This is a genomic window from Robiginitalea sediminis (assembly GCF_002198115.1).
GTDB classification, from domain to species: Bacteria; Bacteroidota; Bacteroidia; order Flavobacteriales; family Flavobacteriaceae; genus Robiginitalea; species Robiginitalea sediminis.
On record NZ_NGNR01000003.1, the window covers coordinates 303,467 to 322,466 of the forward strand.

Genomic DNA, 19,000 nt, shown 5'->3' on the forward strand with positions numbered 1-19,000 from the left:
GTTTACGTTTATGATTTGCCGTAACGCCTGAGGTACGCCGATGCTGCCCACGCCCCGAGCAGGGAAAAGCCCACAAGCATCCAGAACACGTGTTGGTGCCCCTCCCGGCCCGGGTGGGCTTCGAGGAGGTAGCCTATGACCGGCCCCGCAAATATGTCCGGGGTAAATCCGGTCAGGGAAACCAAACCCACAGCTGTCCCGGTATATCTCAGGGGGATACGTCCGGAATTCATTACTGCAAAATACAACGAACGGGTGGCATATACGCCACCGGCTACCACCAAAATCGAAAGGAAAAACAAGATGGTAAACGATGGCTGCATAAGGCCTGAGGCAAAAAGCAAGCCTCCCGCAACGGAGAGCCAGAACCCTGCTAGAAGCACTTTCGAGGTGGCTGTCCGGTCTGCCAGTACACCTATAACCACCCCCACCACAGGCCTTAGAAATAGCAGGAAAGTCCCCACCCTGGCAGCGCCAACGGGGTCATAGCCCATCACTTCCTGGGCATAAAGGGAAAAGATGTCTGTTATCTTATACCCTACATAGGCACAAAGGATAATTGCCATAAGCAACCAGACAGACCTTAAGCGCAGGACTTCCCTAAGGTGGTTCAGCCGCATCCGCTCCATTTGCGTTGCTTCTCCGGTGTCCTGAGGATGCCGGAGACCCCACCACACCAGGATACCCACCACGGCTACCAGGCCAGAGGAAACCAGGATTACCGTGCGGAAGGCTGTCTGCACCCCTTGGGTTGCAGCGTTGGTTTCCATGAAAGTGGAGAGAAGGAAGACCCCAAGCGAACCAAAGAGCGCGGCCACCAGGCCCCTGCCTCCATCCAGGAACCCGAATGCCTTACCCTGGGAGGCTGACCCTCCCCAGATCCTTGTGGCTTTAATCATGGGTGCCCAAAACAGAAATATGGTGGTCATGCCCCAGTATCCGTAGAGGATTTTCAGAAGGGAATAGGAGGGAAAGGTGGCCAGGACTAAGCCTCCCAGGGCAGTGAGCCACAGGGCCAGGGCAATGAGTTTTCTGGGGTCTAACCGGTCTGCCAGGGGCCCGCCTAAAAGATATGACCCCATGGCCACGAAGCCGTATATCGAGAAACAAATGCCAAGTTCCAGGTTGTCCAGGCCAAAGGCGTCCAATACAGTGGGGCGGAAGACTCTGGGCAGCACAAATGGTAGTACAAATACAGCCTCTCCGGCAAGGATCAGCAAGGCCAGGTAATACCAGGGAATGCGGCGGTTCTTTTCCATTGGTGCCCGTTAAAGGCTTTTGGGAAAGTACCTTATTTTACCGCCATAGCAAAATGTTGCTTTGCCCCGTCTTATTCCCGAACCACGCGGAACCCGGTGTGCTCCGCAGCGCTGCTGCCGCTCTCCTGCATGGGGTCCACAAAATCGTAAGCGCTGTAATCGTACGTTTTGAGCGCGTCACCGTCTTTATAGTATTCCGCTACATTGCCCCCCAGGTCGTATACCTTGGTTTCCTTCTCCAGGGTTATCGGGTCGTGGCTGCCGGCGGCTTTCACCAGGGAGGTTTTGAGCGCTTCCAGTTTAGCCTTAAGGCCCGGGACATCCAGGGCTGTTAAGGCATACCCGGCCCAATGGTTCAGGTTGTTTTGTTTTTCGAACGCCTTCCGGCCTTTCTGGTGGAGGCTCTTCGCTTCTTTGGCAGTTGGCAGGCGGTAGGTGTCCCCCGTCTGAGCGCTGAGCCACGCCAGGTAGCCATTAATCTCCGCTTCGGAGAGACCTGTTACCGGATGGTTGGCAAAAAGGCGGTCGTAGGATTTGCCGCTATAGGCGTGATACTGGGCCAGGGTGACCTCGTGCAGCGCAACCGAGATACTGTCCTTGCCGACAGCCACAACGGCGGGCAGAAGGGTGCCCTCCTTCAGGGTGCCCAACAGGCCGTTTTCGGTAGTGTTTTCCTGCAATTCGATCCTGGAAGCCAGCGGGCTGTCCTTTTTGAAAGCCTCGTTTTTGGTTTCATCCTCCCCGAACAAATAGGTGTCGAACCACGCCATCTCCTCCTTCATCTTCCGCAGCTGGTGGGTGATTTTCTGAAGCCCGTGGGGCTGGCCGGGGAACCAGAGGAATTTCACCGGCGCCTGTCCTACCTGTTGCAGCCCGCGGTAGTACTCCCACCCCTGGTCCCGGGGTACGGCCCGGTCCTCACTTCCGTGGAAAATGATGGTAGGGGTTTTGATTTTCTCGATTTCGAAAATAGGGGAGTATTTAATGTACCACTCATTGTAATGCTTCCCGTTGGTGTCATCCCAGGGGGCCCCGCCAAAGTAACTCTGGTCGAAGGTCACCCCAAAGCGGCAGGTCCCGTAGTCCGAGGTCCAGTTGATATCCCCGGCCCCAGGGGCTGCAACTTTAAACATGTCCGGGTATTTGAGGGTCATCCAGGTGGTGAGGATGGCCCCGTTGGACCAGCCCATGGTGCCCAGCTGGTCCATATCGATCAGCCCCAGGCTGTTGAGGTGTTGTATCCCGTTGTAGATGTCCACCTGCTCCAGGGAGTAGTAGTTCCCGTTTTTGATGGACTCAATAAAGGCCAGGCTGTGGTCGCCCGAACCGTGGTAGTTGGGCTTCAGCACAAAGGCTCCTTTGTCGGTCAGGATTTGCGGGTAGGTAGACCAGCGCTCGGACCACTGGTCCTTGTCCACCCCTGTAGGCCCGCCATGGATGCTCAGTACCAGCGGGTATTTCTTCCCTTCCTCGTACCCTTTCGGATAGTACAGGATGCCGTTTACCTGGTCCCCGTTGGCGCCTTCCCAGTAAATCACCTCGGCTTTGGCAATGGGCTTTTTCTTAAGCGCGTCGTTCAGGGAAACCAGGGTCTGGGACCCTTCTATGGTACCCCCCCGCCGGCCTGCTTTCAGGGTGCCTGTGTAGTATTCCGGGAGCTGGGAGGCGGTGGAATGGCGGTAGACCACCTTTCCGGTAGGTGCATTGAAGGCCAGGATGGCCACGTGTTGCCCCTTCCCGTCAAAATCCAGTTCCCTCGGGGTCCAGCTGTTTCCGTCTTTGCGGTAATAGCGCGCCTTCATATAGGGGCCGTTGGCCAGCTGGGCAATTACGTCCTCCCCGTTGAGGTAGTAGGACCCGCTCAGGCCGTTTTCCCAATCCAGGTCTACCTGGGTATAGGCCCCGTTGGCCAGGTTGTAAAAGTAAAGCTCGCGCACACCGGCACCGTTCCACTGGGGGTCCGAGGAGCGGACCGCCGAGAAATAGAACCCACTGCCGCTGCGGGTAAAGGTAAACCCGGAAGGCTCCTGCAGGCCCTTCAGGATGTTCTGGCTACTGCCGCTTTTGAGGTCTACCAGCACGATATTTGGTTTGGGGTTCCCGTCGGTCCCGTAGTCCGGCGAGGTGATCTCGGTGTAGACCAGGTGGCTCCCGCTTTCCGAAACCGCGTAGTCGGCAATGCGGTAAGCATTATCCGTAATGCGGCGTATTTTTTTGGATTTCAGGTTGAAGGCATAAATGCGGCGGGGGTTCCAGTGCAGGGTGTCCTCCACAATTACCGTATTGTCCTTTTCGTAGGTGATGTCGTAGAGGGTTTTCCCTTCCCCGGCCACAAACAACAGGGCAGAGTCCGCCAGGCGCTGCAGGCCGGAGATACCGTTCTCGAAGGTGTGGACCTGCTCGGGCTCGCCCCCGGCCAGGTTCAGTATCCAAAGGGCTTTCCCTTCCTCCCGGGAAGACAGGAAGTAAAGCGCCTTTCCATCGGCAGAAAAGGTCGCGCCGGATTCGCTCGATTCCGAACGGGTGAGCTGCAGCACCTCCGGGGATTCCTCTCCCAGGCGGGCCAGGTGGAGCTTGCTGACGAATTTATCCTCCTTGGTTAACCCCTTGCGCTGGCTCCAGACCAGTTTCGAACCGTCTCGGGAAAATTCCGGGCCGGATACATATTCCGTGTTTATTATCTCTTCGGGTGTCCATTTTTCCTGTTGGCTCCAGGCCAGCACAGGCAGGGATGCCAGCAGCACCCAGGCGAATGTTCTCATGCAGCGTTTCGTTTGCGTTTAGCGCCACTCAAGATAGGGGATTTTGGGGAATGGGGACAGCTTTATACCCACAGTTTCAGCAAGTGGATTATCCCTCCAGGAACGCCTTGGGGGAACGCCCTTTGATCTTTTTAAAAGCGCGGTTAAAGGTGGCTTTGGAGTTGAACCCGGATTCATAGGCCAGGTAGAGCAGGGTATAGGTAGAACCGTTTTCCCGGTGCAATCGGATGAACTCCTCTATGCGCAGGCTGTTGACGTAGTCGTTAAAATTCTTTCCGAAAACCTGGTTGATGGCCGCCGATACCTGGGGCCGCGTTGCTCCGAGGTGCTGGGCCAGTTCGCTCAGGTTCAGGTCTGCCTGCAGATACAGCCGGTCCTGCTCCATCAGTGCCCTGAGCCTTTGGGCTATGGCCAAATGGGTGGTGTCTGCTCCTTTTTCATCCGGGGGTTCAGGCTGCTGCAGATCGAGGTCAAAATGGATCATGGCCGGCTGGCGCTGCGAAATCCCGGCGAGGCCTATGTAAAAAATAACGGCTACAAGCCCCAGGTTCCACCACCAGTCCTGGTAGAAACTAAGGTCCAGGAACGCATCCAGGACATTCATAATTTCCCGGAACAGAAGCCAGAAAATCATGGCATAGATAAAGTTGCGGAACCAATTGAAACTGATCAGTTCGGTATTGCTGAACTGGTGGATGGACCAGGCCCGGTAGGCCCTGTAAATCACCAGGCATTTTCCGAGATAGAAAATAAAGGAGCCCCAAAGGGCGAATCGAAACACATAGGAGAGTACCAGGTCGTATCCGGATTCCTGTTTAAGCCTTACGGCTTCGGGTCCCTGGACAAAGGCGGTTATTTCATAGAGGAAATACACCAGGTAGGGCAGGGCGTGCCAGAAGTCTTTGCCCCTGAGGCGAAAGGACCGGTTGGTTTGGGCCCGGAAGTAGAAATAGACCATTGGCCCAAATAAAAAACTAACCCCTCTGGGAAACCCGTTTAGTTCGTTCCACAAGAAGTTGATGCCCGCAAAACCAAAGGTGTAGTCCTGGAGTTCCATGGCGAGGATAAACATGATCCAGCCCAGGAATGTATCCGAAAGGCGCTGCTGGCGGAACCCGCGCACCAAAAAAACGAGCCACATCAGCAGGCCGAAGAAGTAACCAATCTGCAGGGGGGTGGTATACAGGGACATGAGGGAAAGGTACTGATAAATGGGATAAGCCTTCCGCACGGATGGCTTATCCCCGTTTCCATTTACGCGTTAGTTTCCTTTTTCGAGGTCCCGGATGCGCTTGGCCATATCGATCTTCGCGCCTGGTTCAATGCTGTCGTCCACCGTAAGGACCAGGATTTTCTTGAGCCCTTTGCGGTAATAAATCTCCTGACCCTTTGCCAGGGCAACCCCACTGTTGGACATAGGGGAGAGGTTGGGGTTCATAACCCCGGGAATGACCAGGGGGATGGATTTTAAGGAGGAATTGTGGAGGGTAAAGTTCACGGTCTCCATCCCCGGGGTGCGCTCCGGCTGGGGTTGGCGATCCACAAAACTCAGCGCGATGCTGATATCCTTTCCGGAGTTGTTTTTCAGCTTCAGGATGTTCCCGGCTTTGACATACAAGACGGCCTTACCCATGGGCCCCAGCCCGAAGCCGCTAACCTGCTTGCGCGTGTCTGGGGTTAGGACGGCCACGTCTATGGGCTTGCCCGAGCGGTTGACGAGTTTTACATCGTAGGTGGCAAATTCCTCGTAGGTAAGCTCCACCGCCTTTCCTGCCGGGAGCACTACTTGCTCTTTGGCGCATACCTGCCATGCGGACAGGCAGAGGGTCAGTACTACAATTACATGTTTCATTTTTCAGGGTTTTAAAGGATTACTTTTTTGGATTCGATAGGGCGAAAGTAGGTCCGGGCCCCAGGCCAATCGACTTAAATTGTGATTTGAGACGTTTTTGGCGGGATTGAAAAGGACTCAAATGATTTGAGTCCAAGGTTGGGTGCCTTTGGGGGAGGGTCTTATAGTGAAGTTGAGTCTGGGGGGGCGGCTGGGTTTTCCTTTGTACTCCAGCCTGAAAATGTAAGCGCCAGGAGTACCTCCCCTAAGCGTGCTTCGCTCTGCTTCAGGGTCGGTTTTCCTGACGATCCCGTAGTCTAAATGAAAAGCTCGCCAAACCTTCGGTTTGCCAGGAGTACTCGCTGCGCTCGTGATCCTGGCTACTCACTCCTGAAAATGCAAACCCGGCACGGCCGCAGCCCGTGCGGTTTTGTTTTCCATGGCCGCTTACAGACGCGAGCGCCTGACGCGCCCCTGAAAAACAAAACCCCGCAACATTTGTTGCGGGGTTTGCGCTTTAAGTGACCACGCCAGGGTTCAAACCTCCTTTGGAAACCCTTGATTTTATTGGGTTTCTTTGTAAATCCTATGTCAAATGTTGACGATTTGTGAACCTATTTATTGAGTCTTTTCAGTTGATTGGACTTATATAAATTTAGTGCTTTTGTCTAATTCTCGATGGTCGAATATTAGGAGAGGTTATATTTCGGTTCATTTACACCAATTAAATTAATTGCATTAGACAAATGGCTCAGTCCAGAACAAATTTGTTGATTCCACTAATTAATTTATGGTCGCTTTGATTCCACTTTAGCGTTCCGTTTAATCCTTCCGGCAGTTCAATAACACAATTTAGTTTGCCATTTTTTTCTCTTTTGTAGGTGGTTATAATGGGTCCAAAGGGGTGAATGGTTGTCCCTTGAACCGCATTTAGACTTCCAAGTTGAGGGGTAATAGATACGGTTTGGAAACCGGGTGATCCCGGCTCGACCCCACAGGTTATGTTAAGAAGGTCATACATGGGATGAGAAGACCATGCATGACAATCCGACCTGCTTTCTAGACCGTGTTCCGGAAATGTTGTGAACCCCTTGTCCAAAAAGTATTTCCATTGATCCAGGGATTCGATGAATAGATCGCCCCTTCCCGCTTTTTTCAGCGCCTGAAACACATAGAAATTAAAATAAAGTGTAGCCTGGGCCAGGCTTTCGTCTGTCATTATTTGCCGGGCTATCCGCTCATTCTCTTCGGAATCAAAAGCCCCGGAAAGAATGGCCAGGGCATTGGTGTGCTGTGAGAAGACTTTCTTTCCTGCGGTTTCGGCCATGAGTCCGCGTTTTTGGTCAAAGCAGGTCTTTTTTGTGCGCTCTACCAGATTATCAGCTAAAACCATATAGTTCTCAGCCTCTTGCGAATACCCGAAATAGGAGAACATGCTGGCGGCATGCCGGAGCGTATTTGCAAGTAACAGGGTCATGTGAGCAGATCCACCCTCCGTGATCCCGGGGGGCGAACCTTCTCTGAATTCTGGGGTCCCCCCGTCGACATGGTTCCAATAGGGAAGGGGGCCGAGCATCCCCGTATCATCTATTTTCGAGAGGAACCATGACAGAATAAACCGGATACCGGGCAGGAAGGTGCTTACAAATTCGTGGTCGTTGCGCAACATGAAATAATCATGGACCGAACTGATGAAAATAAGCGAGAAGGGGGGGATGATCTGCGAATTGGAGGAAGGGTGGTTACTCTTGGTGAGCCCCATCGGCTGCATAGAGTTGTAGAATTGAGATAAGGCATTTTTCGCCAGCCGATCATCCCCGTCGACATACATCGAAATTAACGCCTGAATACGGGTATCGCCTATGTACTGGATTTGTTCATAATACGGACAATCCATATACGTCTCCAAAGCACATAGCCGCGCTGTACGCCAGCTGATATCCCAAATCCTTTCCAGTTCAGGATCTTCACTCAGGAACTCTGCATTCTCTTTCAATGGATAAGCCGTATACAGGTTATGGAAATCATGGATTTCCAGCGGAGCATCCCGGGTCTCAATCTCAATTTTCACATACCGAAACACGCGGATCCAAAGGGGTGTGAAGACCCTTTGCTTGCCCCCGTCACTGACTACCACATCATAATACCCTTTCATGGTTTTATTTCGCCACTCGTTTCGGTTTGCCTTCCTACCCTCCGCATCAAACAGTGCTTCCTGATATTGAATTTTAATCCTGGAGTCCCTTCCACCTGAAAAAGCCAGGTTGGGAAAGCCCATGGTGATGGATTTGTTGTCGAGTAATAAAGACACCTTTGAATTTGCCGGCACGGTAAAATGCAATTGTTCTGAAAGGGTATCAACGGGAATATCCAGATTTTCAACTTCCACAACAGCTGGGGTTTGTTCTTTTTTTTGCTCCATAGCTGGAAGGCTCCTAGGTTGGAGAAGCCATGGGGTTCCCCTCCAGGTGTCGAGCCCCAAATGATTACCCTTACCCAATATATCGGCTTGCTGCCACCCTACCTCTCTGAAAGACAGGTCTGCCCAGCCCCACGGATGAAGGGCACCAATGAGGCTATCTGTGGCGCCCGCAATATAGCCGCCCCCAACCTGTTCGCGCGTGTGGCTGATTGGAAAATAGCCCGGATCGCGGAAAGTCAGCCAGGATGAATCGGTATTAAGCGATTGTTCACTTGGAGTATCTCCCTGTAAAATGAAAGCAGTTTTATGCGTGATTTGACGTTGTGCCCTGTAAGGCCCCATATTCCAAACCTGGGCCGCAACGATATTCCTTCCTTTCTGAAGCCATTCGGAGATGTCAATCGTGTCATAATTCCAGTTATTGAGATCCCCAATTGCCGGGCCGTCATTCACCCACTGGCCATTTATTTTAAGGCGGTATCGATTATCAGCGGATACATGCACAAGAAAACGCTTAGGCTTCTCATCGAGGTTTAGTTCCTTCCGAAAGTAAAAGATACCATATTCCAGGCCCGAAATGCCCGGGTAGGATATCCAATCCGCGAAAGCAGGATCGTTTAACTGTTCTGGAAGCGTTACAAAATCAGTAGGTTGTCCGAGGGTGGGAAACGCGGTGAATAGAATGAGTGCTAGGGCCGAAATTTGTGATCTCATTTTACAAGGAATCTTCATAGGCTAAAGTTAGTGGGAAGAATCCAGTCCTGAGTGCATGTGTAGGTTCTTTCACTATATGTTCAGCCTGAATTCGACAGAAATCCTAAACTTGAGATAGGGCAGGTAGCTATATTACTGTATCAATCAAGATTAAGAAATCCCATGGGTAATTTATCTTGAATGGCTATTAAATAATACTCCCCAAAACATAGATCAGGAGTTTAGTTATTTAAAGGATTTTCTTCTTTTACAAAAAGTTTAAAAGGTCACACCGTTACCTACATCAATATTGGTGTGACCGAATTGTGACCTCGAGTACCTTGAATTGGAGGAATTATTTCAATTCAAACAAGATCAAATCAAATTAAAAATCCCTGCAAGTAAAATGATTTGCAGGGTTTTGATATCAAAACGTATCAAATTTTAGTGACCACGCCAGGAGTACCTCGCTTTGCTCGGTTTTCCTGGCGGCCCCGTAGTCTAAATGAAAAGCTCGCCAAACCTTCTAGGATTACCTGCGCTGCGCTTGGTTTTCCTGACGGCCCCGTAGTCTACATCGAAAGCTCCAAACCTTCGGTTTGTGCTTTTTTATTTTCTCTCTTCGGTTCGGGAGCGAGCTCCCACCTCGATCGAAAATAAAAAAGCTCGCCTACTAGGCGAGCTTTCGATGCTTAAGTGACCACGCCAGGATTAGTTCCTGATCCTTGTCTAAGACCCTTGTGCAAATAGGAAACCCCGCAGCCCTGGCGGGCTGCGTGTATTTCATTTCACTCCGAAAGCTCAAGTAAGCTTGGCTTTCTCCGTAAAATAAAATACCCCGCAACTTGCGTTGCGGGGTTTCCTGCTTGATGTGACCACGCCAGGATTCAAACCTCCTTTGGAAACCCTTGTATTTGTTGGGTTTCTTAGTAAATCCTATGTGAAATGTTGACGATTTGTGAACCTAATAATTGAGTCTTTCCAGTTGATTGGACGAGTATAAATTTAGTGCTTTTATCCATTTCTCTATGGTCGAATTTTAGGAGAGGTTCTTATTACGAGGAGTGTTATTTCGGTTAGCAACAAGACTTATTTTGTTGAATCGGCGGACATTTGACACTTCCATAACTGCAAAACACACAGCAGTCGCCCTTTTTGGGCCTAAGCACGGTTTTACAATTATCACATTGGTAAAAAAATTGACATGCATCCGTCGGCATGGTTTCTTCTTTCCTGTGTCCGCATTTCGGGCATGTAATTATTGATTGAAGTAGGATTTCCATGCCTTTTATTTCTTGTCCGTTACTATATAACCCGTTGCATTGATAGCCTGCTCAATTTCAGCCTCACTCGTTTTGGAAGGATCATACTCAACGAATGCATTGCCTTTTTCGTAAGAAGCTGCAGAATTAATAATTCCAGGTAGTTTATGCACTTCGTAGTTTACGTGTTCTTCGCAACTGGCACACGTCATTCCTTTAATTGTGAATTCAACGTTGCGAATATTTGCATCTGCCACCACTTTCACTTCCTCTTTTGGCTGCGGGAAAAAGACATGGACGTAATAAGGAAAGGCCAACATCAAAACGGCCAGAAGGGTTAGTAACCCTAAAAAGGTTTTGCCATGAAAAAATCCTGGCTTATCGGTCACTGGGCAGTCACAATCAACGTCCGTTTTTGGTTTCAATTTCAGGTACCAGGCAAGTCCAAGCATTACAACAGCTAGTCCTATCAAATAGGGTCTAAAGGGTTCAATCCAAGAAAAAGTTGACGCAATGCCACCGGTCCCGGATATAAGTGCCAATACAGGTGTTGTACAACAGAGTGAGGCTGTAAATGCTGTCAGGAATCCAGCCCCAATTAATTTTCTTTCTTTTTTCATAATACCGTCATTATTTTCTCCTCATCGACCTTAGATAACAGGGATTTTAAAAGCATGCTGTGTTTATTGGTCAGGTAATAATGAATGGTCTGGCCCTGTCTTTCAGAGGCAATCAGCTCCTTATCTTTGAGTTTGCGCAAATGTTGGGATATAGCGGAAATGTTCATTCCCAGAATATCGCTCAGGTCGCATACACAAAGTTTTTGTTCCTGATGCAAAAGGAATAGTATTCTAAATCGTACTCCGTTTGCGATGACTTCCAGCACATTTGAAATATTTGAAAAAGTTTCGTCTAGATCTGAAATAACGGCTTTACATTGATTAATTTGATCAATATCGGCTTGTTGCCTTATACAGGTATGTTTTTTCATTGAACCAAATTAAAATTATTTTAGCATTTAAGCAAATTCTAAAATAGTATCCTGACGTTCAAGATAATTTATATTTTCTGAAAACTCCCTTAAAAACTGTAGTATGCAATACTCCCAAGATCTTAGGCGAGGAGTTTAGTATTAAAATAATATCAAATTTCAGTAGTCGTGCGCGGCCTCAATCCTCCTTTAAAAGGCTTGAATTTGTAATGTTACTTTGTGAATACAATGTCAAATATTTGCGATATGTGAACATATTTTTAGCCTTTCATTTGATCTAACTCAATTAAACCTGTTGCTTTTGCACAACTCATCAATTGTAGAACTTTATTTCCGGTTTTGATCTCACTAAATCCTTTTTAATTTTTCGCCTTTAAATTCATGCAGACTAAGACTCATAGCTTCCATTTAAATCCCCCATTAACCACAAAACCATCGACCGGGGCGTAGATGTCACGAAATTCCGGATCGCTCAAATCCCCTGTGTAAATGGAATCAAAGGCGGTTTGACGGGTATCCAGGATGTTTTCAAAATTCAGAAAAACGGAAAAGTGCTCCCCCAGCTTTTTCTCGGTCATTAAACCCGTGATCCAATAAGCTTCACCTGTGGTTCCATCATTGAGTTTTTGGGGGCTGAAGTAATATGCCTCTATGCCGATCCAGAAATTATCGTGTTTTTCATACATCAGCACATTATTGAGTCGGTGCTTTGCAACGAGCGGAAAATCGGATATTTCTCCGTTATAATGCTCTTTGACGTTAGCGTAGGTATACCCCACAAAGAGTTTCAGATCATCATAGCTCCATTTGAGATTTACTTCCGCCCCATGCGTATCTACGTAGCCGTCAGGTTGGGTGAATTCGTAAAACCCGTTTAGGGGTGTGAGTTGCAACGGATCGCGGATTTTGGTATAATAAAATAGGAGGTTGGAAGTCATAAGCAGGCCCGGGGCCAGCGGCGTCCTGTTGTTGATATCGAAATTCGCACCCACTGACCTTTCTGCCGTAAGTGCTTCGGTATTTAACGGCCGGATATTCTCGAATTGCAAGCGTTCCGCATCCTCTGAAAACACCGTAGGCGTTTTATAACCCAAACCGCCACCTAGCCGGAAGGTCCAGTTCGATGCAGGATCAAACATCAGGGAAAAACGGGGTAGGGGGAACCATCCATATTGATGCTGATAATCCAAGCGAAATCCGGATTCCAGGGTCCATTGCGGGATCAAATTCCAGGTGTTCTGAATAAAACCACCCAGGGTTGCATCCGAATAACTAAGATCTTCATTAGGGTTGCCTTCGGACTGGCTGAACTGATCTGTCCAGAGATTAAGTCCGGTTATCCATTCTGATCGATTATTTCCCCACGAGAGATTTAATTCGCTAAACGAGGAAAATTGATTCCCGGCAAATACGAAGTCCGGTACGACTATGGAACGCTTGTAGTAATTCAGGCTGTTTTTGAATTGAAATCGCCTGGATTCGTCCGTTTTACGGTCCAGTTGCATCTGAGTGGAAATCCGGTCCGTTGTGTTCTCTTCAAAATAGGGGTCCGCAACCTGCGCCCCTTTGGCATATTCCAGATTGCCCCCAGTCCGCTTCTCCGTCACGATATTCACCCCGGCATTCAAGGTGGTCTGAGTATCAAAATAAACGAAAAGTTTCGGGTTGAGCGTGAAACGATTAAAATCAGGGATTGCCGTCAGGCCGATGTCCGCAGGATCGTAAGGGGTACCCAGGTTGTAGGAGGTGAAAACCGTCGTGCCGACCTTTCCGTATCGTTCAGAATAAAAGCCGCTCGCATCCAGACCCAGGGCCGAGGTGCCGTTCAGCATGAAGCTGAGTTCCCGTTCTTCCCCTGGAGTCTTTGTTATGAGGTTGACCAGGCCAGCTATTGCCCCGCCCCCATAGAGCGTGGAGGAAGCTCCTTTTATGACTTCGACCTGTTTGAGATCCAAAGGGGCAATCTGCATTAGGCTAAGGCCCCCTGAAAACCCCGAATATAGCGGCATACCATCCCTGAGGAGCTGGGTATACTTCCCATCAAGCCCCTGGATCCGGATACTGGAATTATAACTGGTAGCCGAGGTTTGTTGGGTTTGAATACCCGTGCTCTCATTGAGGAGCATCCGGATGTCTCCCGGTTTCATATTCCCCTTCTCAGACAATTCCTCCCCTGCAATGAATTCGACCCGGGTAGGTATGTCTACAATGGACCGGGTACTCCGCGTAGAGGTTATGGTTACCTGGTCCATTTCCTCACTGGCGGGGTGTAATTCAAGGGTGAGTGTTGGCCGATCTGCTCGCCGCGGAAATGCAAAGGTAAGTTCGAGGGTTTCGTAACCCACATAACTGAAGCGGATCCTAAAGGCACCATCGGGAATCCCGTCCATGGTGATATGCCCCGATTCATCGGTGGTACCTCCCCTGTCCAGTTCGGGAATAAGGATGGTGACACCAAATAAGGGATCACCGGTTTCATGGTCAATGATTTTGGCCTTGAATTCGTTCTGAGCAAAGAGCCCAAAAAACCCGGACAGGGCCAGCCCGGTCAAAAAGGTCTTAAGTTTCATCTTATTGGAATCTAGATAATTAATTAAGGTCAAGTTCTCCCTTGAAGAACCCGCCACAAACAATTTGAGCTATTAACTAAATTCCGAAATGGGCGGTCGCAATAATTTTTGCACGACAGACTTTGGTTTGGATTCCGGCTGCAAAATACTGATTTGGATTCTGGTGGTACTCAGTGGGGCCATAGCCCATTCAATTGCCACGGTTTCAATACAGCCGGGGCAGGCGCCACAGCTATAAAAGGGAGAGCAGGGGCCTTTCGACTCGGGACAATCCTCCCCAGGAAATGAGGCTGATTCTGGGGATTCCTGACAACAAGGATCGGAATGGTCTTCGAAAATGCAGCAGGGCGCTACAGAAAGAACCAGGGTCATTAAGGCTAATATGTAGGCGATTACACGCACATGGCAAAGGTATGCGATTTGAAATGATGGTCCGGCACGTTCCTCCCTGCAAAGGCCATTTTAATTCGGCGAATGACGGCTCGAAATACCGATCCTGATTGAAAATTGAGAAGCATATCGGATATAAATCCGAACTTTATGGCACATCTCAAACCCAGTAATTCAAAGTAAGGACCCTGTTGGTTCAGATGCCGAATATGGAATGGGGATGCAACCTGAATTCCACAACTTATGGCAAACGTAGAATTAGGGCTCAAACAAAACTGGCGCCAATTTTCCCTGCTGGTTCTTATAAATGCATTTGTCGGGGGCATGGTGGGTTTGGAGCGCACCATACTTCCTCAGCTTGCCGAAGCCGACTTCGGAATTGCCGCCAAAACCGCAATTCTTTCCTTCATTATCGTTTTCGGCATCGTAAAGGCTATTACTAATTACTATACTGGGGCCCTCGCCAACCGTTTCGGAAGAAAGCGATTGCTCGTCCTGGGGTGGCTCGTAGCCCTGCCCATTCCTTTCCTGCTGATCTACGCCCAGTCGTGGAATGTAATTATCCTGGCCAACGTATTGCTCGGTGTGAATCAGGGCCTGACCTGGTCTAGTACTGTAGTGATGAAAATAGATTTAGTGGGGGAAAAGCACCGCGGTCTGGCGATGGGATTGAACGAATCTGCCGGTTACCTCGCAGTAGGGGGGGTGGCATTTTTGACTGGGTTGATCGCCTCCGAATATGGGATTCGCCCTTATCCATTTTATCTGGGGATCGTATTTGCAGTACTGGGTTTGTTGTTCAGCACGGTCTGGATAAAGGATACCGTCCACCATGTCCGGGCCGAGACCAGCGCAAGCCAATTGCCCGAGTTGAAAAATGTGTTCTGGGAAACTACCTGGGCCAACAGAAACCTGGGGTCGATTTCACAGGCCGGGCTGGTCAATAATCTGAACGACGGAATGGTATGGGGATTGCTCCCGATCCTGTTATCTACAAAAGGCTTTGACCTGGAGCAGATCGGTAAAATCGTGGCACTATATCCCATGGTCTGGGGACTGGGTCAGTTGTTTACCGGGAAATTGGCCGACCATCTCAATAAAAAAGGGATGCTGTTCTGTGGGATGGCGCTTCAGGGGCTGGTACTGATGTCACTCATTTATGCCGAAACATTTTTCCATTTTGTGGTATTGTCCGTTTTGCTCGGGATCGGGACGGCCGTTGTATATCCTACATTCCTGGCAGCCATCGCTGATTTCTCGCACCCCGGGCAACGCGCAGAAAGCATTGGCGTCTTTCGCCTTTGGCGGGACCTGGGCTATGCCCTGGGAGCATTATTGACCGGGATATTGGCAGATACTCTGGGCATGAATTGGGCTATTGGGTTTATCGGATTTCTAACCTTGGTGTCTGCCGTGATCCTATTGAAAAGGATGCAAGCCTAGGCCACAGCAATTAACCGGATTTTGTTTTGAGATAATTTTCAATTTTTGGTAATACAACGGATAAATCCTATGGAAATAGGACCGTCACAATTTTAAAGGTCTAAAAGTTGTAAAGGTCAAATCAAGAAATCAAAAGGTCGGTTTATTTACGTAATCCAACCATCTCCTCATTTTAAATAAAACCAAAAAGGTCACACTGTGACCTATCTCAACTCATGTGTGACCGAATTGTGACCTCGAGCACCCTGAATTGGAAGAATTATTTCAAATCAAAAAAGACCAAATCAAATTAAAAAACCCTGCAAGTCTAATGATTTGCAGGGTTTTGATATCAAATCGTATCAAATTTTAGTGACCACGCCAGGATTCAAACCTCCTTTGGAAACCCTTGTATTTGTTGGGTTTCTTTGTAAATCCTAAGTCAAATGTTGACGATTTGTGAACCTATTTATTGAGTCTTTTAAGTTGATTGGACTTGTTTAAAATTAGTGATTTTGTATGTTTTTACTAGTCTGATTTTTTAGGTGGTTACTGGAAGTGCAAAACGTGGAGAGAAGATGAAGTTCGTAATTAGACGCGGAAGGGTAAGAAGTATTTATGAAATAAGGTTTTAACTTCGGATATTTGATGTTCATCTCTAATTAATATGCTAACAAACATTGAGATAGAAATAACGCCAATTGAAGAGCTAATAGATGCTCTCAAAGAGAAAATTGGAGAGTATTTCCTTCAAGATGCTACAGATGACTTCATTCCTCCATCAATTGAAACTGATCTTTCAGGTTTAATTGACGAACTAAAAGAAGACCTGTATTGTCTGATCGAGTATCCTTACGTGGATAAAGTCTACCGAGATAGCTTTTACAATTACTATTCTTCAAAACATTTTACCTATCAGAGAGATTGCATTAGGGTATCATTGTTTAGTGAAGAAATTACCCATGAAGAATTTTTGGATTCAAGTAAGCACTCTGCACTTGATAATAAGTTTTTGGGATATTTCGTGATTCGCCCCACAATAAACTCACTTTTTGGAAGGTCGATTATTAGTCCAGCGGCATTTGAAATAAATCATTTTCATATCTGTTTATGCAGGACAGATAGCTTAATTTATGGTGTCAAATTAAGTGTTGAAGGGTTTCCGCATAGTTCGCAAGATGGTGAGACAATCAAATGTGCTGAAACAACTATTTGGGCTCTGATGGAATATTTTGGTAATAAATATGCCGAATATAAGCCTGCATTACCTGCTAAAATTCATTCTGCTTTAGAGCGGTTTTCGTACCAAAGACAATTACCCTCAAATGGATTGACCATGGATCAAATTTCGTTTGCTTTAAAGGAATTTGGATTTGGTACAAGCATTTATTCAAAAGGAGCTTACGGAGATCAAATATATAATATCATTGATTCCTATGTTGAATCAGGAATCCCTGTGATTGTAGGATTACAAAGTGGACATATCGGACATGTAATAATAGCTGTTGGCAAAAAGGTTGATGATAAGGTAGATTGGACTAGAGTAAATAAGTCAACTATTCAGATAAAAGGTAAAAGCATTGAATATTTTGAAACCACAAATATTGAAGCGAAGTATGTTGTTCAAGATGATAATCATGCACCTTATAGGCTAATTAATTTATCAGAACCTGGGGAACATTACGACGAGCCAGAGTGTCGGTCGTTTGAAATAGACTCCATTGTCGTGCCACTATACCCTAAAATTTATCTCGAATCTGTTGTGGCTAAGCAATTAGTTCTAAATATTGTACAAGATTCAATTGTTGGTTATGAATTTAAGGAAGGTTTCGTCTTTCGCTTTTTCCTGGCTTCCAGTAGATCTTTCAAAGCGCATATTGCCAGACTTGAGAAGATGCAACCTGTTTTAAAAAACAGTATTCTTCTTTGCAAGATGCCAAAATTCATATGGGTGGGAGAATTTTACCCGAAAGAAAGCGTTGAAATTCATAATGATATTGCGGATGGGATTGTTGTACTTGATGCAACAGAAGCTAACCAGGAGAGCATTGATGCCCTTATTTTCGCCGGCTATCCTGACCGATGTATTAGCTTGAATGACAATAATTTTGTTACTTTGAATCAAATTTTTCAAAATTATCGCTATTATAGTAATCTAAAATAGAGGAGTCTTGGCAAGCAAGAGGATTAAAATATCATTCCAGTCTGTAAATGAGGGCAAGTTTACTGTCATCAACAAGAGTTCAATTGCTGAAACGAACAATCGAGTAAAATCAGCTATGAAGGAAGTTGTAAGGAATTATGAGATGAATGAAAGTAGATCACTGCAAGAAGCTGCGATGTTGGTTCTAAACGCTTAGTAAATACTGCATACATATAAATATAGAAGGTCACTTTAGTAGTGACCTTTTTTGTTTTAAATGCTTGCGGTTGATTGAATTGTTACTTTATTGATTTGAAATTTTATCCGATTAATTATACTTAACTTAATCAAGTTAGAAGTGGCCTAAAAAATAACAAGTTGGGTTTTAATTGCCTTTTGAATCAATTTGGGATAGAGCACTAAAATGAGGTATATAATTCTTCTTGTTATTCTAGTTTTCTCACTGGGAAATACTGTAAAGAGCTACTCTCAAACTTGTATTGTTGCAGTAAAAACACCGAGGCGTATAGTAGTCGGTGCGGATAGTAGGGTATTAATTGATATTGAAGATCCCGTCACACACAAATTAACCACTGTAAAGGATTCCACTTGTAAAATAATCCAGGTTTCAAACTATAATTTGGCTTTTGCCGGCAATTATTCAGATTCCGCCAAAGACATTTCAAGATCTATTCTAGCAGAAGGAAATTATAGTTTTGACAGTGCCATTTCTGTAATAAGTGAATCATTTGTTCAACAGGTTGAAAGAAAATTATTAAGAGTAAAACGAAATCACGAAAAATTATATAATGATATTGGCCGCAGGAATATTAAGAATGATGGGTCATTTGCATCTATAATTATTTTTGGGGTCGAGAGTGATTCCCTCTATCTAGGTGTTTCACGATTTAACTTAGACCTAAGTAATAGTATCAAACTTACTTTTAAAACATATACCGGGACTATTATCACTGCTGGACATGTTGAAGAAATTAACATGCTATTGGAACAACAATCAACTTGGCAGAATGGTGTCGAATCCGGAATTGCAAATCTCATAGAAATAGCTTCTAATGAACATCCAAATGAAGTAGGAGGTCCGATTGATATTCTTAGTGTCTCAAGAGATTCCACAATTTGGATAAAAAGAAAGGATGCTTGTCAATAGAACTACATGTCCATAACAATACTCTGCTTAGAGGATAAGCGTTAAGGCAATTAATCAATGCGACAGTTATTAATGTGGGTAGTTAGT

Annotated in this window: 12 protein-coding genes; 3 read left to right on the forward strand and 9 right to left on the reverse strand. The window is 46.9% G+C overall.

Going from position 1 to position 19,000, the window contains the following annotated elements; translation table 11 throughout:
* Positions 1-8 precede the first annotated feature (8 nt).
* From CA832_RS11185 to CA832_RS11225, 9 genes are all read right to left on the reverse strand, one after another.
* A complete protein-coding gene (locus CA832_RS11185) occupies positions 9-1,259 on the reverse strand; it encodes an MFS transporter (RefSeq protein ID WP_088341699.1) in 1,251 nt (416 codons plus the stop codon).
* Positions 1,260-1,330: 71 nt separating this feature from the next.
* Complete coding sequence (locus CA832_RS11190) at positions 1,331-4,021, reverse strand: prolyl oligopeptidase family serine peptidase (protein WP_088341700.1); 2,691 nt, start codon at positions 4,019-4,021, stop codon at positions 1,331-1,333.
* An 88-nt stretch (positions 4,022-4,109) separates the two neighbouring features.
* Positions 4,110-5,213: a helix-turn-helix domain-containing protein gene (locus CA832_RS11195; RefSeq protein WP_088341701.1), complete on the reverse strand. Its 1,104-nt coding sequence runs from the start codon at positions 5,211-5,213 to the stop codon at positions 4,110-4,112.
* A gap of 69 nt (positions 5,214-5,282) precedes the next feature.
* A complete protein-coding gene (locus CA832_RS11200; protein WP_088341702.1) occupies positions 5,283-5,873 on the reverse strand; it encodes a hypothetical protein in 591 nt (196 codons plus the stop codon).
* Positions 5,874-6,603: 730 nt separating this feature from the next.
* Positions 6,604-9,006, reverse strand: coding sequence for an alpha-L-rhamnosidase-related protein (locus CA832_RS11205; protein ID WP_088341703.1), 2,403 nt, complete (start codon positions 9,004-9,006; stop codon positions 6,604-6,606).
* 1,037 nt (positions 9,007-10,043) lie between these two features.
* Entirely contained in the window at positions 10,044-10,250 is a 207-nt protein-coding gene (locus CA832_RS15205) for a GDCCVxC domain-containing (seleno)protein (protein ID WP_088341704.1), read from the reverse strand.
* Between the two features lie 5 nt (positions 10,251-10,255).
* Complete coding sequence (gene merTP, locus CA832_RS11215) at positions 10,256-10,849, reverse strand: mercuric transport protein MerTP (protein ID WP_088341705.1); 594 nt, start codon at positions 10,847-10,849, stop codon at positions 10,256-10,258.
* Positions 10,846-11,220 carry an ArsR/SmtB family transcription factor gene (locus tag CA832_RS11220; protein ID WP_088341706.1) on the reverse strand — a complete coding sequence of 125 codons (375 nt, stop codon included), beginning with the start codon at positions 11,218-11,220 and terminating at the stop codon, positions 10,846-10,848. Before CA832_RS11220 ends, merTP begins: the two co-directional genes overlap by 4 nt.
* A 395-nt stretch (positions 11,221-11,615) precedes the next feature.
* Positions 11,616-13,790: a TonB-dependent receptor gene (locus CA832_RS11225; RefSeq protein WP_088341707.1), complete on the reverse strand. Its 2,175-nt coding sequence runs from the start codon at positions 13,788-13,790 to the stop codon at positions 11,616-11,618.
* Between the two features lie 633 nt (positions 13,791-14,423).
* On the opposite strand from CA832_RS11225, the gene CA832_RS11230 reads away from it, so the two are divergent.
* From CA832_RS11230 to CA832_RS11240, 3 genes are all read left to right on the forward strand, one after another.
* Positions 14,424-15,623 carry an MFS transporter gene (locus CA832_RS11230; RefSeq protein WP_088341708.1) on the forward strand — a complete coding sequence of 400 codons (1,200 nt, stop codon included), beginning with the start codon at positions 14,424-14,426 and terminating at the stop codon, positions 15,621-15,623.
* Between the two features lie 646 nt (positions 15,624-16,269).
* Positions 16,270-17,766, forward strand: coding sequence for a hypothetical protein (locus tag CA832_RS11235; protein ID WP_088341709.1), 1,497 nt, complete (start codon positions 16,270-16,272; stop codon positions 17,764-17,766).
* A gap of 403 nt (positions 17,767-18,169) precedes the next feature.
* On the forward strand, positions 18,170-18,913 hold the full coding sequence (locus CA832_RS11240) for an Ntn hydrolase family protein (RefSeq protein ID WP_088341710.1): 744 nt from the start codon (positions 18,170-18,172) through the stop codon (positions 18,911-18,913).
* The last annotated feature ends 87 nt before the right edge of the window (positions 18,914-19,000 follow it).

What these genes read in the sequence shown, in the direction of transcription:
- CA832_RS11190 (WP_088341700.1), bottom strand. Translation starts at nt 4,021, where the DNA reads ATGAGAACATTCGCCTGGGTGCTGCTGGCATCCCTGCCTGTGCTGGCC.
- CA832_RS11240 (WP_088341710.1), top strand. Translation starts at nt 18,170, where the DNA reads ATGAGGTATATAATTCTTCTTGTTATTCTAGTTTTCTCACTGGGAAAT.
- CA832_RS11200 (WP_088341702.1), bottom strand. Translation starts at nt 5,873, where the DNA reads ATGAAACATGTAATTGTAGTACTGACCCTCTGCCTGTCCGCATGGCAG.
- CA832_RS15205 (WP_088341704.1), bottom strand. Translation starts at nt 10,250, where the DNA reads ATGGAAATCCTACTTCAATCAATAATTACATGCCCGAAATGCGGACAC.
- CA832_RS11235 (WP_088341709.1), top strand. Translation starts at nt 16,270, where the DNA reads ATGCTAACAAACATTGAGATAGAAATAACGCCAATTGAAGAGCTAATA.
- CA832_RS11195 (WP_088341701.1), bottom strand. Translation starts at nt 5,213, where the DNA reads ATGTCCCTGTATACCACCCCCCTGCAGATTGGTTACTTCTTCGGCCTG.
- CA832_RS11205 (WP_088341703.1), bottom strand. Translation starts at nt 9,006, where the DNA reads ATGAAGATTCCTTGTAAAATGAGATCACAAATTTCGGCCCTAGCACTC.
- CA832_RS11225 (WP_088341707.1), bottom strand. Translation starts at nt 13,790, where the DNA reads ATGAAACTTAAGACCTTTTTGACCGGGCTGGCCCTGTCCGGGTTTTTT.
- CA832_RS11220 (WP_088341706.1), bottom strand. Translation starts at nt 11,220, where the DNA reads ATGAAAAAACATACCTGTATAAGGCAACAAGCCGATATTGATCAAATT.
- CA832_RS11230 (WP_088341708.1), top strand. Translation starts at nt 14,424, where the DNA reads ATGGCAAACGTAGAATTAGGGCTCAAACAAAACTGGCGCCAATTTTCC.
- merTP (WP_088341705.1), bottom strand. Translation starts at nt 10,849, where the DNA reads ATGAAAAAAGAAAGAAAATTAATTGGGGCTGGATTCCTGACAGCATTT.
- CA832_RS11185 (WP_088341699.1), bottom strand. Translation starts at nt 1,259, where the DNA reads ATGGAAAAGAACCGCCGCATTCCCTGGTATTACCTGGCCTTGCTGATC.